This window comes from Paenibacillus oryzae (assembly GCF_001675045.1).
GTDB classification, from domain to species: Bacteria; Bacillota; Bacilli; order Paenibacillales; family Paenibacillaceae; genus Pristimantibacillus; species Pristimantibacillus oryzae.
The window spans coordinates 12,021-26,781 of sequence record NZ_LYPA01000032.1 but is presented as its reverse complement, the minus strand read 5'-3'; the positions used below and the strand labels follow the sequence as shown (position 1 = coordinate 26,781).

At 50.3% G+C, this 14,761-nt stretch carries 16 protein-coding genes; 12 read left to right on the top strand and 4 right to left on the bottom strand.

The window, feature by feature from the left end; all coding sequences use genetic code 11:
- Window positions 1–57: 57 nt before the first annotated feature.
- From A7K91_RS05185 to A7K91_RS05175, 3 genes are read right to left on the bottom strand one after another with little or no spacing between them, the layout of a single operon-like run.
- A complete protein-coding gene (locus A7K91_RS05185) occupies window positions 58–864 on the bottom strand; it encodes a lantibiotic immunity ABC transporter MutG family permease subunit (RefSeq protein ID WP_068680389.1) in 807 nt (268 codons plus the stop codon).
- Window positions 864–1,625, bottom strand: coding sequence for a lantibiotic immunity ABC transporter MutE/EpiE family permease subunit (locus tag A7K91_RS05180; RefSeq protein ID WP_068680387.1), 762 nt, complete (start codon window positions 1,623–1,625; stop codon window positions 864–866). The genes A7K91_RS05185 and A7K91_RS05180 overlap by 1 nt, the downstream gene beginning before the upstream one ends.
- Window positions 1,622–2,323 carry a lantibiotic protection ABC transporter ATP-binding protein gene (locus tag A7K91_RS05175; RefSeq protein WP_068680385.1) on the bottom strand — a complete coding sequence of 234 codons (702 nt, stop codon included), beginning with the start codon at window positions 2,321–2,323 and terminating at the stop codon, window positions 1,622–1,624. The genes A7K91_RS05180 and A7K91_RS05175 overlap by 4 nt, the downstream gene beginning before the upstream one ends.
- A 211-nt stretch (window positions 2,324–2,534) precedes the next feature.
- On the opposite strand from A7K91_RS05175, the gene A7K91_RS05170 reads away from it, so the two are divergent.
- The 7 genes from A7K91_RS05170 to A7K91_RS05140 all read left to right on the top strand — a co-directional run bounded on the left by A7K91_RS05170 (window position 2,535) and on the right by A7K91_RS05140 (window position 8,226).
- Entirely contained in the window at window positions 2,535–3,212 is a 678-nt protein-coding gene (locus A7K91_RS05170) for a response regulator transcription factor (protein ID WP_068680383.1), read from the top strand.
- Window positions 3,213–3,214: 2 nt separating this feature from the next.
- A complete protein-coding gene (locus A7K91_RS05165; RefSeq protein WP_068680381.1) occupies window positions 3,215–4,273 on the top strand; it encodes a sensor histidine kinase in 1,059 nt (352 codons plus the stop codon).
- Between the two features lie 92 nt (window positions 4,274–4,365).
- Entirely contained in the window at window positions 4,366–5,079 is a 714-nt protein-coding gene (locus A7K91_RS05160; protein WP_068680379.1) for an ABC transporter ATP-binding protein, read from the top strand.
- On the top strand, window positions 5,076–5,825 hold the full coding sequence (locus tag A7K91_RS05155) for an ABC transporter permease (RefSeq protein ID WP_068680377.1): 750 nt from the start codon (window positions 5,076–5,078) through the stop codon (window positions 5,823–5,825). The genes A7K91_RS05160 and A7K91_RS05155 overlap by 4 nt, the downstream gene beginning before the upstream one ends.
- Complete coding sequence (locus A7K91_RS05150) at window positions 5,822–6,595, top strand: ABC transporter permease (protein ID WP_068680375.1); 774 nt, start codon at window positions 5,822–5,824, stop codon at window positions 6,593–6,595. The genes A7K91_RS05155 and A7K91_RS05150 overlap by 4 nt, the downstream gene beginning before the upstream one ends.
- Window positions 6,596–6,634: 39 nt before the next feature.
- Window positions 6,635–7,522: an ATP-binding cassette domain-containing protein gene (locus A7K91_RS05145; RefSeq protein WP_068680374.1), complete on the top strand. Its 888-nt coding sequence runs from the start codon at window positions 6,635–6,637 to the stop codon at window positions 7,520–7,522.
- Window positions 7,519–8,226, top strand: coding sequence for a hypothetical protein (locus A7K91_RS05140; RefSeq protein WP_068680373.1), 708 nt, complete (start codon window positions 7,519–7,521; stop codon window positions 8,224–8,226). Before A7K91_RS05145 ends, A7K91_RS05140 begins: the two co-directional genes overlap by 4 nt.
- 69 nt (window positions 8,227–8,295) lie before the next feature.
- On the opposite strand, the gene A7K91_RS05135 is transcribed toward A7K91_RS05140, so the two are convergent.
- Window positions 8,296–9,204 carry a LysR family transcriptional regulator gene (locus A7K91_RS05135; RefSeq protein WP_068680372.1) on the bottom strand — a complete coding sequence of 303 codons (909 nt, stop codon included), beginning with the start codon at window positions 9,202–9,204 and terminating at the stop codon, window positions 8,296–8,298.
- Window positions 9,205–9,331: 127 nt separating this feature from the next.
- Between A7K91_RS05135 and aroA the strand changes: the two genes are divergently transcribed.
- The 5 genes from aroA to A7K91_RS05110 all read left to right on the top strand — a co-directional run bounded on the left by aroA (window position 9,332) and on the right by A7K91_RS05110 (window position 14,749).
- Complete coding sequence (aroA, locus tag A7K91_RS05130) at window positions 9,332–10,705, top strand: 3-phosphoshikimate 1-carboxyvinyltransferase (protein ID WP_068680368.1); 1,374 nt, start codon at window positions 9,332–9,334, stop codon at window positions 10,703–10,705.
- A 2-nt stretch (window positions 10,706–10,707) separates the two neighbouring features.
- Window positions 10,708–11,763 carry a chorismate synthase gene (gene aroC, locus A7K91_RS05125; RefSeq protein WP_068680367.1) on the top strand — a complete coding sequence of 352 codons (1,056 nt, stop codon included), beginning with the start codon at window positions 10,708–10,710 and terminating at the stop codon, window positions 11,761–11,763.
- Window positions 11,764–12,575: 812 nt separating this feature from the next.
- On the top strand, window positions 12,576–13,382 hold the full coding sequence (locus tag A7K91_RS05120) for a GNAT family N-acetyltransferase (RefSeq protein ID WP_342671729.1): 807 nt from the start codon (window positions 12,576–12,578) through the stop codon (window positions 13,380–13,382).
- A 126-nt stretch (window positions 13,383–13,508) separates the two neighbouring features.
- Window positions 13,509–14,165: a hypothetical protein gene (locus tag A7K91_RS05115; RefSeq protein WP_068680366.1), complete on the top strand. Its 657-nt coding sequence runs from the start codon at window positions 13,509–13,511 to the stop codon at window positions 14,163–14,165.
- Window positions 14,166–14,203: 38 nt separating this feature from the next.
- A complete protein-coding gene (locus tag A7K91_RS05110; protein WP_068680365.1) occupies window positions 14,204–14,749 on the top strand; it encodes a hypothetical protein in 546 nt (181 codons plus the stop codon).
- The last annotated feature ends 12 nt before the right edge of the window (window positions 14,750–14,761 follow it).

Sequence of the window (14,761 nt, the reverse complement as noted above, 5' to 3'; positions counted from 1 at the left end):
AACCAGTTGTTCGGCCACGGAAGCTCCAAGGCTGTTATCGCCTACGGAGCTCTATTATCATTCCTGTGCTTTACGCCCCTCCCACCTCCAAAACCAGAGAAGGCCGCCAATCCATAATACTACAAATCCAACAGCAGCCAACAACGAGCCCTGATAAGTCTTTTGCCAAAGGTAGTCCATAACGGCTTCGTCGGGCAGCTCCGGCAGCAAATAAAGTCCCGGCATGCTGGACAGGCGGACGGGCCATGCCCATGGAATATAAGGCCAAACCGCGTCACCGAGAGAGGTTGCCGACAAAGCCGCGATCAGAAGGCCGCCTCCGCCTAACGCTGCCGATGCTCCCATTCCCCACGCCAGGCTGACCCACAGGTGCAGCGCCGCCAGCGGGAGCGAAGCTGCGATACCGATGCCTGCCGCCGCAGCGAGAATATCCCAGCGAACGGGAACAGAGGTAAACCATTGCAATCCGGCGGCAAGCGTTAAGGTAGACAGAGCTATTGCGGATGCCATTAACACAATCATAAACAACAGCTTGCTTCCGTATAGGCGAAAACGCGAAATAGCAGTGCCTAAAAAGCCGTTGAAATTACCTGCTAGCTCCTCCTGAAGGATTACATACCCGCCTAGAAGGCCAATGCCTATCGGAAGGGCGAGTGAGCTGGCTCCCTGAACAAACGTATCGAAGATCAGGGCCGGAAGGCCGGGAGTTACCGCTCTTCCCGCGTAATACCAGACAATAAGCGCGGCAAATCCGATGGGGCCCGCCAGCAAGAGCCATTGCAGGGGCGTGCGCTTCAGCTTCAGCCATTCGATTTGAAGCAGGACTGCAAGGTTTGCCTGTTTTGCAAGGTCTGCCTGTTTCATTAGCGCAGCTCCTTCCGGCTGAACCACAAAGCGCTCAGGCTTGAAAACAGGATAAGCGCGGCAATTGAAATGCCGATTCCGAGCGGGATAACTGAGGTGTCAAGGAGCAAAGGGTCTCCGGGTGGAAGGGATACGCCGTTGGGATGTACGCCAACGATTGGCGCCATCAGGCGGGATGGCCAGCTCCATGGAACAAACATCCAGTTTGCGCCTGGAGCAACGGATACGCCCCAGAAAAATCCGATAATGCCCAAGCCCATGCTGGAAAATAAGCCCTTCCAGAACGCAGCCATTAGCTGCAAAGGAATAAGCGGAAGCGAAACCAGCCAGATCAGCAGTCCCCCTATAATGAGTTGGCTCCACGGAACGCTGCTGTCTGCTGCTATGAGCAGCACCGAAGCAAGCGTGCAGACTATCAAGACAAGCGTTGCCCAAAAGGAATGGATGGCCATGACGGCGATTTTGGCAAACCAGACGCGGCATGGAGAAACGTTGTGGATTCGCAGGTTTACGAGATTGCCTGCTTTTTTCTCCTGAATGTGAATCAACGCGGCAAACAAGGCCATGCCAATAGGGATAAAGATGACTGGCCACCAGTTGTAAATAACCGTTAACAGAAAACTCCAGTCCCCGTTTTGGTCCGGCGCTACAATCTTGACCAGCAAAGCAAGAATCAGAATAAATAAAGGGGCGCAAAGAATCAGCTTGCGCGTAAAGGTTCGCTTATATTTGAGATATTCGGATTGAATGACGGCAATCATAATTTCGCCCCCCGCACTACGTCCATAAATAAAGTCTCCAGATCCTTGTCCTGCCGGAGGGGGCCCTGATGCTTAAGCTGACCTTCGCTAATAATACCAATACTTTCGACAAGCTGGGCCACCTCCGTCAAGGCATGACTGGACAAAATAACGGTGATGCCGCGCGCGGGGAAGGAGAGGATTAAATCCCGCAGCTCCTGAATGCCGATGGGATCAAGACCGTTTGTAGGCTCGTCCAGAATGATCAGCTTGGGCGTGCCCAGCAACGCGATGGCTACGCCAAGCCGCTGCTTCATGCCAAGCGAAAACTGGGAGGTCCGCTTTTTGCCGGTATGCTGCAGGCCTACCGTTTCCAGCACCTCATGGATGGCTTTGTTCGGCAGCCCTCTCAGCTTGGCGTGTATGGTCAGGTTTTCGGCTGCGGTCAGATTGCCGTATAGAGCGGGCGCTTCAATCAAAGCGCCGATGGAGTCCAGATGCCTTCGCTGCCAGGGCTCGCCGTCCACCCAAATTTGACCTCCGCTGGGACGGATAAGCCCGGTCAGCATTTTTAGCGTAGTGGATTTGCCTGCGCCGTTTGGCCCCAGCAAGCCATAGATGGTGCCTGCTTTGATCTGCAGCGAAAGGTTATCCACTGCCCGCTGCTTGCCATAGGTTTTGCTCAAGCCCTCCGTGTGCAGAATAAATTCGTGAGTCATTGTTGGTCTTCATCCTTTCCCGTTATGACAGATCTTTGCGTTTTTTTGTATGCCACTTACTGTAACGCTTAGTTTTCAAGAATTTATAAAGGAAGCAAAACATCCTGATTTTGAAAATCCGATATCCTGCAAAGGGGATAACATGCGATTGTTTAAGAGTTGTTTTATTGGATAACGCAACTTAAACTGGAAGGAGAGAGAGGGATGCTGCGTGAAAAAAAACGTGTTATACATAGAAGATAATGAGGAAATAGGCGTTTGGGTAAAAGAAGAATTGGAGCAGCGGGGGTATGCTGTTTATTGGCTGCTTTCTGGCGAAGGGGCCGAAAAAGAAGCGGGTCAGCATGACATCGTTATTTTGGACATTATGCTGCCTGGCCTGGACGGATTTACGGTGGGGAAACGGTTAAAAAAGGCAGCGCCTGCTATTCCTGTTTTGCTGTTATCTGCCCGGACATCGATAGATGATAAAGTAGATGGTCTGCAATTTGCCGATGACTATTTAACAAAGCCCTTCCATATGGATGAACTGGTTGCAAGGATGGAGGTATTAATCCGCCGAAGGGGCGAAGTGCAGCCTCAACGCATCTTGTTAGGAAATCATATTGAAGTCAATCCAGAGGGGTTAACGGTCATCGACAAACGCAGCGGCGAAGAAATCATTTTGACAGGGAAGCAGCATCAAATCCTGATGTATTTCTTGCGCCATCCCAACCAGGTGCTGCCCAAAGAACAAATTTATGAAGCCATTTGGGAGGAAGCCTATATAACGGGCGATAAAACCTTAATGGTCCATATCCATCGGCTGCGTCAAAAGCTTGAGCCTTATTCGGATTCCCCGGAGATCATTGAAACGTTGAAGGGAATAGGTTATCGGGTGAAGCTATGAGAATGAAACAGGAACAGGGACAGAAGCAGGAAAAGAATCATAAACAGGAGCAGAAGCAGCCCGGTACCTTGTTTCGTCGTTTTTTAACGAGGCACTTTCAGTTTATTTTTATTCCCCCGCTTGTGCTTATTTTCTTTTTTGCGATTATTAGTTTTCCGGGGATTAATGAGGAAGACCTGAATACATTAAATCTATTTTACGTTGCATTGGTTTTGCTTGGTTTTATTAGTGTTGCATTTGTTGTGATATCCTGGGTGTTTTTTATGAGACTTCGGAAACGTCTGGCGAATTTGCAGGAGGTTATGTCATTTTCAGCAGATCATCATTCATTTCCTAAACCAATAGCTATTCAAAATGACCGCATGGATGAAATTGATCAGTTAGGACGTTCCTTTAATTGGATGATTCAGCAGCTTGAGGATAGCCGCAAACGAGAACATGAGGAGGAAGTGTTACGACAGCGGCTCATTGCCAACTTATCTCACGACCTGCGAACGCCGCTTACTGTTTTGAGAGGACATGTTACCCGCCTAAACAAAGAAGCAATGAGTGCAGAAGGACAAAATTCCTTAGCCGAAATCAATCATACGATTACAAGGGTCGGAGAGCTAATGGATGATTTATTTTCCTATACCTTGCTTACTTCGGGAAAACATCCGTTTCGGCCCGCTTCAACCGATATCGGTCGTTTAGTAAGGTCATCTGTTGCTGCGTGGTATCCCCTTTTTGAAGAAAAAGATTTTCAGGTGGAGGTTGATTTACCGTCAGAGGAAACCTTTTATTGGGAGGTTGATCCGGCCTGGATGACGCGGGTTCTGGATAATCTGTTTCAGAATATCCTTCGTCATGCCGCAGAGGGGAAATACGCAAGCATTGTCGTTAATGTCGAAAAACAAGCCATCATTATTGCAGACAGAGGTCCGGGGATGAGCAATTTCTCCTATGAGCGCGGGGCCGGGATCGGTTTATCCATTGCAACGTATATGCTCGAACAAATGAAGCTGAAGGCTGAGTTTACATCAGATGAAAATGGCACAAAAGTAGCTATCGGCAAGGCTTAACCAAAAGGTAACCCAGAATTAAACGACAGGATAACCGGAATGTAACCTTGCTTTTTTATAATGGGAACCATAACAGAAAGGAAGTGTTATGGTTGCTTACTATTGATCATTTAGTGAAACGCCGCGGAGCTCATGAAATCCTTTCAGGGATCAGCTTTCAAGCCAGGCCAGGCAGAGTCACTGGTTTTTTGGGTCCCAATGGAGCGGGTAAAAGCTCGACTCTTCGTATCCTGCTTGGACTAGATCGCGCCACATCGGGAAGTGCGCTTATTAACGGGAAGCCATTTGCACAATTAGCTAATCCCCTAATGACAGTGGGAGCCGCATTCGATGGGTCCGGAGCGCATGGAATGCGTACAGGACGCGCGCATTTGCGCTGGATAGCTCGTGCTGCGGGGTTGCCCCGCTCCCGTGTCGAGGAAGTGCTGGATATGGTAGGTCTTACTTATGCGGCTGGCAAACGAGTGGGAAGTTATTCTCTGGGTATGGGGAGAAGACTTGCTTTGGCAGCGGCTCTCCTTGGCGATCCCCCGATATTGGTATTGGATGAACCTGTTAACGGGCTTGATCCGGAGGGAATACGGTGGATTCGGACTTTTTTGCGGGAACGCGCCGAGTTTGGCAACACGGTTTTATTATCCAGTCATTTAATGGGTGAGCTTGCAGAGACAGTTGATGATGTGGTTATCATTAAACGCGGGAAAATCGTTGCGGATGGAGCGTTGGAGGAAATTATAGGCACTCATTCCACCCTGGAGGATGCCTTCTTTGCTCTGACGGCGGAACGGGCAGGTGATACAGGATGAAAGCCTTTAAGGCGGAGCTATCCAAACTGTTTTCCCTGCCTTATATATGGCTCGCCCTTCTGCTAGGGGCGTTTGCCCCGGCATTATTTGCGGCTCTCGATAATTTTGCGGAAAAAAAGGATATTATTGCAGGCATTAGCACGCGGCTTTCAGAGGTTGGCTACATAGGATTAGCCTTTGGTGTGCAAGGCGTCATTATAGTTGGCGTGCTTGCTGTAAGCAGCGAATATGTGAGGGAGAGCAATGAAAACGGAGGGGGACAACAGCTGACGACAAGTTTATCTGTTGTTCCATCCCGGCTTTCTTTTATGCTGGCAAAAGGGGGCGCCGTAACCATCATCAGCATCCTGCTGTGTGTGGTGGCTATTTTCACAACCTTGACCGTAACACGTCTTATATTGGGCGAATATGCCCCAACCTTTGATTGGTCCAAACTTCTTGGCGTCGCTTGTTATTGGGTTTTGACTGCTCTTTTGGCATCCGGGTTAACTTTTATTACAAAAAGCGGAGTCATCCCGCTTACTGTACTCATGATTAATTCATCCGTTGTATCCTTAAGCGTTGTGCTTTCCAAGGTTACAAAGCTGGCGTATTATTTACCAGACAGGGCTGGTATTGATATGTTTATGTCTATGAGCGATAGTGTTCACACTCCACTTGCAGGCGGCTTCGTTATGGCTGCCTGGGCAGCTGTGTTTTTCATGATCGCAGCTATTGTATTCCATAGAAGGGACGTTGCAGCATGAGGGCTTCTGTTGTTTCTTCTAGTCGAAAGATCATGCATATGCTGGGCTCCGAGCTGGAAAAGCTGGTTACGCTCCCCTTGATATGGCTTACTCTTATTGTTGCATTCCTTGCTAATATGGTATTAGCTGCGGCTTTTACTTCTGCTGGCTTACAGGGGGCATCAGGTGCGGGAGCTCAAAGTATCCTGAATACGGGGCTTGCATCTATGGGATATCTTCAAGCAGGGTTCATTATTTTGGGCATTCTGGCTGCTTGTTCAGAGTATGAGAATGGACAGATTCGAACGACGCTAACGGCGATGCCTTGGCGGGGCTATCAATTATCCATGAAGTATGTGGCATTAGCCATACTAACCGTTCCTGCTGCACTGATTATTGCTGCATCAGGCGTATTCTATTCTTTTATGATGATGAAAGATGCAGCGGCGGCGATTGAAATGGACAAAATGATAGAAGCATTGGCTGGGGCAGCAGGTTATTTAACGATAACCACACTTATTAGTGCGGCCATTGGAGCTTTATTAAGACGAACGACTCCTGCTTTGGCGTTGCTAATTGGATATTATTTCATTGTGAGTCCGCTATCGGAACCTTATCTGCCGCGTATTTTCAACTATTTTCCCGATATAGCAGGACATTATATGTACATGAAGCCTGCATCTGATGACATAAATGCGCTTACGCCCATGCAAGGGACAGGTATTGCAGGGATATGGGCAATCATTTTTATGGCGGGAGCGATTGCGGCCTACCGCAGAAGAGATGCTTGAGCATGGAATACATGAACATAGGCAGATTGGAGCTGTACAATGACCGAGCTTTTGGTAAGCCTCAAAAATGTACACAAGCGTTACGGAGGTTCTACGGTGCTGTCGGAGGTAAACCTGGAGCTTCGCAAGGGAGAATGTCTGCTGCTGAGGGGAGGCAACGGCCAGGGGAAAAGCACGCTGCTCAAGCTGCTTGCAGGGCTGATCGCGCCAACCTCGGGCGAACGAATAATTGTTGGTTCTCCACCGCCCGTAATTGGTTACGCGCCGGATCGTCTGGCTGGATTAGCTATGACTTCGGCGGACTATTTGCGGCATATGGGGCGTATCGCTGGCATTGAACCTCGTACGCTTCAACCCCGGATTTTGGAGCTGCATGAGCGTTTCAGGCTTGATCCCGCTAACAAAACAAATATGCGCCATTATTCCAAAGGGATGCTGCAAAAGGTAAATATGATGCAGGCCTCGCTGCGGGAGCCGGATTTGCTGCTGCTGGACGAGCCATTTTCCGGCCTGGACAAGGCGTCCGTGGAGCATCTTCTGTCTTCCTTACAAGCCGTTCAGCAGATTGGAACAGCAATTGTGGTCGCGGTACATGGCGATATTCCAGCAGAGTATCTGCTTTATCGTACACTTTTGGTGCGGAATGGAGAGCTTTTTTTGGAGCAGGAGCAGGAGCAGGAGGAGGGAGTCAGAGCAAAGGGCAGCCCACAAAGGGAAGTTAGGTATGAGGTGAAAAGCAAGCTGGATGAGCGCCAGGTGAACCGTCTTGAGCTTTCCTTTCCTGCTGTCCAGCTTGCGCCTGAAGATGACGGATGTTATTGCTGTTTCATTCCGGAATCGGGGCTGCAGCGATTTATAGCTGAGTTGTTGGAAGCGGGAGGCATTTTGCTTTCGCTTCAGCGGCAAGAGGAGGAGGGGAAACAATGAGAGCATTGCTTGCTTATTTGCACAAATGCTTCATGACCTCTTACCGGTATGCGCCTCCAACGTTTGTTTATTTGCTGGGCATTATTTTTGTTTATTCGGTCGTGCCTAATCCCGTTATGGGAAGTTATGCGTTTTCGGCATCCTTCCTGTTTATTGTATCTATCGCGCTTAGCGCTGCCGTTATTGATCTGGAGAGGACCAATCAAGAGCTTGTCACTTCGATGCATGCGGGAAGCCTGAGCAAGCTGAATATGGCCAAGGTTTTATACAGCTGGTTGTTTACACTGCCCCTTGGCTGGTTTGCCGTAGCTTATCCTGCTTTGACGAACAAATTTGATCGGGCCGCTTCATTGGAGGAGCTCCTGATGGCAACGGGTTATCATGCCGCCGCCGCTTGGCTCGGTGCCTCCATAGCCTGCTGGTTTACGGTTAAGCTGTTCGCTTCAAGAGTGCAGTCGCTTATGCTGCTTGCTGCCGTAATCGCTTGCTCCCTCGGGGCAAAGGGACTGGAAAACGTGCTGCCTCAAGGCTGGGATAACGTGCTGCACGTTCTTCCTCCGATTCGTTTTTCCATCCATGCCATGATGAACTACGACAGCGTATCCTGGGCGATGAAGCTTTGGGCAATGATCGCCCCCTTGCTGTACGGATCGGTTTCGGTCCTTGTATTCGCTATTGTTATGAACAAGCGCAAGTTGAACTAGGGCGTATCTGAGCAAGCTTGCCTGAACACTTCAGCACTATTTGCTCCCTGCGAAGTTTTCGGATATGCCCTAAAGCGGAGCGTTGTTTTTTGAGCTTCCCTCAATCAGCAAACGGACAAAATCCTCCGCCGCCAGCGAGAGCTTCAAATCGCGCCGTACAGCGAAGCCGATGCTTCGAGGCGGAAGCGGCTCCGCCAGCTCCAGCTCCAGCAGCTTGCCGGACGCAATCTCTGCCTCCACGAAGGAGCGGTTAATAAGCGCAACGCCATAGCCAAGCATGGCGAATTCGGCAAGCAGGTCAAGACTTCCCAGCTCGATATCCGCTTCAACCTCAATACCTTCCTCCGCAAACCACTGCTCTACAAAACGCCGCGTGCTGCTGCCCGCCGACAGCAGCAGCAGCGGCAGCATGGACAGCTCCTCTCTTCCGAGCGGCCTCCCTTTAAGCGCTCCGTACTTCTCCGCTCCAGCTACAAAGCAATAGTCCTGAAGCGCCAGCATCCTGACCTCAAGAAGCGGGTCTTCAAGCGGCAGATGCACGATGGCGCAATGAATTTCCCCCTCCAGCAGCCGCTCGGCCAGCTCAGGCGTTTTGCCGTGGGACAGGCGGATATGAATGCCGGGATATTCCTTGTGGTAGACGTTCAGGTAAGGGAGCAGATGATGCTTGATCAGATAGTCGCTGGCTCCGATGCGCACTTCCCCGCGCTGCAGCTTCTTCATCCCGTCTACATGCCGCTGCCCGGATTCCAGAATTGAAAAGGCCTGCTCCACATAATCCAGCAGAACGGCTCCTTCCTCCGTCAGCTCTACCCCTTTAGGCATCCGGTGAAAAAGCTTGACGTCCATTTCCTCTTCCAGCTGCTTGATTGCGTGACTGACCGAAGGCTGCGTCAAATGCATATCCTTGGCAGCTTTGGTGAAGTTGCCTTGCCTTGCTGTGTGCAGAAAAATCCGGTACCACTCCAAATGGATCAATGATAACCCCTCCCCTTTTGACATAGACTGTGTCTATTGATATTGGGTAATATATTAATTTAATTTATTTCACTACCCCTATTATAATGAAGGCAACAAAAGGTTTCAACGGAAAGAGGGGCAGCAAATGGAGAACAAGCATGTGGAAAGAGATTTGGAAAGCCGGTCGCCGTGGTCTCTGCATGGGGATAAAGGCAAAGTGAGCCTTCAGTCTCCCGAGGGCAAGGTCGAAGCCGTATTAACGGTATCCGGCAGCAAAAGCTTGACCAATCGCGCTTTGATCATCGCCGCATTGGCTGAAGGAACCTCGGTTATTGAGGGCATTTTGCGAAGCGATGACTCCTTCTGGTGTATCGACGCCTTGACGCGGCTTGGCATCAAGCTAGAGGTAGACGGAAACAAAGTGACGGTTGAAGGCGGCGGAGGTCTTTTTCCGCTGGTTGGCGGTGAGCTATACGTCGGCGCGGCGGGAACCGTCGCACGTTTTTTGCCGGGAGCCCTTGCGGTTCAGCCGGCAGGCGCATGGAAAATAACAGGAAGCGCGGCATTGGCGCGAAGACCTCTATCTCCGCTGCTGGATGCTTTGTCCGATCGCGGCGCAGAAATACAGATGGAGAAGGAAGGCAGCAGCCTGCCTTATCTATTGAAGGCTCGCGGATTGCAGGGCGGAAACGTAATCCTGCCGGGAGATACATCGAGCCAGTTTATTAGCGGTTTGGCTATTGCTGCGCCTTATGCGCGCGAACCTCTGACGATTGCTATTAAGGATGAGGTTGTTCAACAGCAATATGTGGAGATGACTCTGGATATGATGGCGGCTTTTGGCGTCGTTCCGCACGTTACGAACGGCGGGCAAGCAATCGTTATTCCAAACGGAGCCTATAGAGGACGCTCCATCGTGCTGGAGCCGGATATTTCCGCTTGCTGCTACTTTTGGGCATTGGCTGCCTTGACGGGCGGTACGGTAAAAATTGAAGGCATCCATGCCGCGTCCACCCGTCAGCCTGATATTGAGCTGCTGGGTTATTTGGAGCTAATGGGCTGCATGGTCACTCGCGGCGAAGACTTTGTGGAGGTGCAGGGTCCTGAGGTACTGCGCGGCGGATTTACGGCGAATATGAAAAGCTGCTCGGACCAAACCTTGACTCTTGCAGTGCTTGCGATTTTTGCCGACGCTCCGGTTTCGTTGACGGGAGCGGCCCATATCCGGAAACACGAATGCGATCGGATTTCCGCTATTTGCGAGGAGCTGGGCAAGCTGTCTATAACGGTGGATGAAAAGCCGGACGGCTTGACCGTGTATCCCGAAACCCCTGTTCCGGCAACGCTGGACCCGCATGACGATCATCGTATGGCGATGGCTTTATCGCTTATATCCTCCAGAATTGATGGCATTTCAATTGCCAATCCCGGCTGCGTCTCCAAAACGCTGCCGGACTATTACGAACGGCTGCAGCAGCTTGGTTTTGGCATTACGTTTGAAACTTGGGGAGGTTGTTAAGGATGGCAGGCAGTACATTTGGCGAAGCATTCCGAATTTCAACTTTTGGCGAATCTCATGGCGAGGCGGTTGGCGTTATTGTTGACGGCGCAACACCCGGGGTGGAGCTGGACGAGGCTTATATTCAGGTACAGATGGACCGGAGAAAACCGGGGCAATCCTCCGTTACGACTCCGCGCAAGGAATATGACAAGGTGAAAATTGTTTCCGGTATTTTTCAAGGGAAAACGACGGGAACGCCGCTTATGATTATCCTGTACAATCATGATATGAAGCCGGAGGCTTACCAGGATATCCATGAAGCCTTCAGGCCGGGACATGCTGATTTTTCGTACACGCAAAAATATGGCATTCGCGATTACCGTGGCAGCGGCAGGGCATCCGGGCGTGAAACGGCAGGCCGGGTAGCCGGAGGCGCGGTAGCCAGAAAGCTGCTGGAGCGGCGGGGCGTCCAGGTGCTGGCTTATACGTCGGCCATCGGAGGAATCGCTTGTCAGACCTTTGACGAAGCGGCTATTGAGGCCAATGCTGTCCGCGCCTGCGATCCCGAAGCAGCGGAGCAAATGATCCAGCTCGTGGAGGAGCTGGGCAGGCAGGGAGATAGCTGCGGCGGCATTGTGGAATGCCGGATTCGCGGCGCCGCTGCCGGCCTTGGCGAGCCTGTATTCGACAAGCTGGATGCAGAGCTGGCTAAAGCGATGTTGTCCATCGGGGCGGTCAAAGGCATTGAATTTGGCGCGGGCTTTGAAGCGGCATCCATGAGAGGAAGCCAGCATAACGATGCGATGGATGGGGGCGGCTTCCGCACCAACCATGCAGGCGGCATTGTCGGCGGCATTAGCACGGGCCAGGATATTGTGTTCCGGGTGGCGGTTAAACCAACCTCCTCTATCTCGCTACCGCAGCAAACGATCAATATTCACGGCGAGGAGCAGATGATTTCGACCATCGGCCGGCATGATCCCTGCATTTGTCCCCGGATTGTTCCTGTTATCGAAGCTATGGCTTGTCTGGTGCTGGAGGATCAATACAAACGGCAAGCGGCTATGCTGGGTTAAGCTGTTCCAGCCGAGCTGAATACAGCCATTTCCGGCGGGTGACGAATACTGCCCGCGCTGAATGCAGCAAGCTTGGCTGGTGAAGAATACTGAAGGAATGTCCTGTCTCGGCGCGGATACGCGTTGGCAGGGCATTTTTTTGCTACCGCATTAACAATGAGAGCGTATAAGTTCATAGGCATGCCGTTCAGCATTATGTTTTTGAATGTCTAGATAAGGGGACCCGGTAGCTCTATAGGCCAAAGGAGCTTTCTAAGGTTCGCTCGGTTGCTGAGTTTGTTTTGAGGCATTTAATTCGTTATGTATGGCCTGGGTGCTCCGCTTGCAATATGGCAATTAGAGCTATTGAAGCAGGGTGAACAACGGGGCAGCGCTCCTTCCCACATTCTTTCTGACCTCTTGCGGTCACCAGTGACCGTTAGGATGTCTTTTTTGTGAAAAGCCAGTATCTAACGGACATCCGCGGCCGTTACGGGCTATTTTCGTCGGTAATACGCGGGTTTTTGAAGGTTAAAGGACGAGCGCGACCGTTACGAATTCGAAATCCGGTTTTTTGAGGCTTTGGCGGTCACGGATGACCGTAAGACTACTAGCCCAGACAACAAACCAAAACACCAAGTCAAAACAACAATCCAAGACAACAATCCAAGACTGCCGGCTAGTCTACTTATAATGGCTCCAATGAGGATTCCTCACTTTTGGAAAATGCTATAATAGAAGTTATTGACTGTAAGGAGGAGTTTGTTATTTTGCCTTCAGAAGACCTTGTGAATGCTATAGAATTATCAGAGATAAACTATATGAGGGATCGCATGAAAGCGATTCAGGCCCGTCCGGGCAACCCGGAGGGAATTGATATCGGGGAGTTTGGACAAACGTTGTGCCTGTATAGCGAAACAATGCCCTGGGGACAATTTAATGCCGTTAAAGGGTTAAAGGGAAGCGACATCGGTTATTTGGACGATATCCTAAGGTTCTACAGGGAAAGAGAGCGTAAGCCTCAGCTGGAGATCGTGCCTTCGGGAGTTGATCAAACGCTGCTTAAAGCGCTTACGGATCGTGGGTTCTATTCATCTGCCGTTCATACCTCCATGTATATTGATCTTGCGGTTTTGGAGCAATTGGAAGATAAGAGGTTCAGCGCAAAAAGGGATGAGATGGAGCCTGATATGATATTGGAATCGACGGAGAAGGGATTCGAGTCCAATGTGATAATCTCTGCGCTGGAGGAGGATCAGCTGCCGCTGTACGCAACCATACATTGCAGGGGGACCGGCTTGCCGGATGATGGCATCCCGTCTGTGCTTGCAAACAATAGTGTCCTGTACAACCGGCCTGGCTGGTCGTTTTACCTGGCAAGCGTGGATGGTCAGCCGGCGGCTGTTGGCGTCATGTATCGCCATGGCGCCGTTGCTTCCTTAACCTTTGCAGCTACGCTGCCGGAATTCCGCAAGCTGGGCTTGCAGGGGCTATTGCTGGAGCAACGACTGCGGGCTGCCCGGGAGCAAGGCTGCAAGCTGGTTGTCGGACAATGCGCCTTTTTGTCCCAGAGCCACCGCAATATGGAGCGCGCCGGAATGAAAATCGGCTACATCAGAAGCACATGGACGCAACGATAATTTGCAAGGAAACGGTGATTGAATGGTTGCAGCAGAGAAGGACCCCCTTGCGATGGGCAAAATAAATGCAGAAATCGAGCGCGAGCTTGAGTTAGAGCCAGGGCATAAGGAAGAGGAAAACAGACGATGAAAAAAGTAATTAACAGGTACAAAGGGTATCTCTACATTGGCGCCGTAATCGTCGCCATGCTGTTATTGTCCCGGTATCATCACGTGGACGGATCATTTGGAGACAGCTTGTTTAGAGCTGTTGGCCTACAGCCTTGGATAGAAATCAACAGTAATTCGAGATTTCATATTCCTGTCATTATTGGCATTCCGCTGCTGTTGGTTGGACTTTTTGGAGCTGTTTCGGTCTACCGTAAACGTTACCCAAAAATAGGAAGCATCCTGGCAATCTCCTGTATTGTATTTGCCCTTATTTTTGGCGCGATAGCGGAAAAGGCGATGTTTCTGGTCAAACGCAATGCGGTGGATGCTGCTTCGGTCGATATCACAAACAGCAATTGTCAATTTAGATCCGAGCAAGACGAGATGTTGGTAACTTGCACCTTTACGATCTATAACTATGGAAAGGTCGAGAGGATTCAGCTGACCCCCATCACTCCGGAGTGGTTTGAGGAAGACGGATTCCCTGAATTGAGTTCTGCTCAGCTGGATATTCAGAAACGGAGCAAAGGAAATTACACCATACAACAAGTAATCGCTCCTTCTAGTGACTCCAGTTTTTCAAAAGAATTTAACCGTGTTCAGTTTGAAGTGAATGTATTGCAAAATGGGTAGGCTGGTGGAAGATTAATATAAAGAAGTGGAGTGAGCGCATGAAAAAGAAGCTGTGGCTAGGCTCTTTAGCCATCATCATTATTTTTATAGCATTCGCCGCTTATTGGTTTTTCCCTCGCACAGTAGCGCTGAACACCGAAGGCTTTAAATACAGGCTTGGCAAAGAAAACATAGCGTATGGCGAGTCTCTGCAAGTTCATGTCAACGGCAAGGCTTATCGGAGGCTGGGAGACAAGGTCAAATTTATAGGCGAAATTCAGCTGGAGGGTAAGGATACTCTACTCCAGGAAAACAGCTGGCAAGTAGACCTGCTTATTGATCAAACCAATGGGGAATTGCTGTATGTCAGAGGTAACGACACAATGCTTCATGAAACGATCGGGACGTTATTCATTAATCGGGACTTTAGCGAGATGACGATTGCAGTTATAGAAGAATATGAAGACGGCAACGGCGGAAGCTGGTCGGGCGAAGACGGCTTGATGATTTCGGCTCCTGCTGCAACCAGAGAAGAGGCCTTGGCCGTGTCCAATTCCTTAATGGCGGACTACTTAAAGAACTCGGATTCTTTTATTTTAAGATAGACAAGTTCTAAT

What these genes read in the sequence shown, in the direction of transcription:
- A7K91_RS05150 (WP_068680375.1), top strand. Translation starts at nt 5,822, where the DNA reads ATGAGGGCTTCTGTTGTTTCTTCTAGTCGAAAGATCATGCATATGCTG.
- A7K91_RS05140 (WP_068680373.1), top strand. Translation starts at nt 7,519, where the DNA reads ATGAGAGCATTGCTTGCTTATTTGCACAAATGCTTCATGACCTCTTAC.
- aroC (WP_068680367.1), top strand. Translation starts at nt 10,708, where the DNA reads ATGGCAGGCAGTACATTTGGCGAAGCATTCCGAATTTCAACTTTTGGC.
- A7K91_RS05145 (WP_068680374.1), top strand. Translation starts at nt 6,635, where the DNA reads ATGACCGAGCTTTTGGTAAGCCTCAAAAATGTACACAAGCGTTACGGA.
- A7K91_RS05180 (WP_068680387.1), bottom strand. Translation starts at nt 1,625, where the DNA reads ATGATTGCCGTCATTCAATCCGAATATCTCAAATATAAGCGAACCTTT.
- A7K91_RS05155 (WP_068680377.1), top strand. Translation starts at nt 5,076, where the DNA reads ATGAAAGCCTTTAAGGCGGAGCTATCCAAACTGTTTTCCCTGCCTTAT.
- A7K91_RS05165 (WP_068680381.1), top strand. Translation starts at nt 3,215, where the DNA reads ATGAAACAGGAACAGGGACAGAAGCAGGAAAAGAATCATAAACAGGAG.
- A7K91_RS05115 (WP_068680366.1), top strand. Translation starts at nt 13,509, where the DNA reads ATGAAAAAAGTAATTAACAGGTACAAAGGGTATCTCTACATTGGCGCC.
- A7K91_RS05110 (WP_068680365.1), top strand. Translation starts at nt 14,204, where the DNA reads ATGAAAAAGAAGCTGTGGCTAGGCTCTTTAGCCATCATCATTATTTTT.
- A7K91_RS05185 (WP_068680389.1), bottom strand. Translation starts at nt 864, where the DNA reads ATGAAACAGGCAGACCTTGCAAAACAGGCAAACCTTGCAGTCCTGCTT.
- A7K91_RS05120 (WP_342671729.1), top strand. Translation starts at nt 12,576, where the DNA reads ATGAAAGCGATTCAGGCCCGTCCGGGCAACCCGGAGGGAATTGATATC.
- aroA (WP_068680368.1), top strand. Translation starts at nt 9,332, where the DNA reads ATGGAGAACAAGCATGTGGAAAGAGATTTGGAAAGCCGGTCGCCGTGG.
- A7K91_RS05175 (WP_068680385.1), bottom strand. Translation starts at nt 2,323, where the DNA reads ATGACTCACGAATTTATTCTGCACACGGAGGGCTTGAGCAAAACCTAT.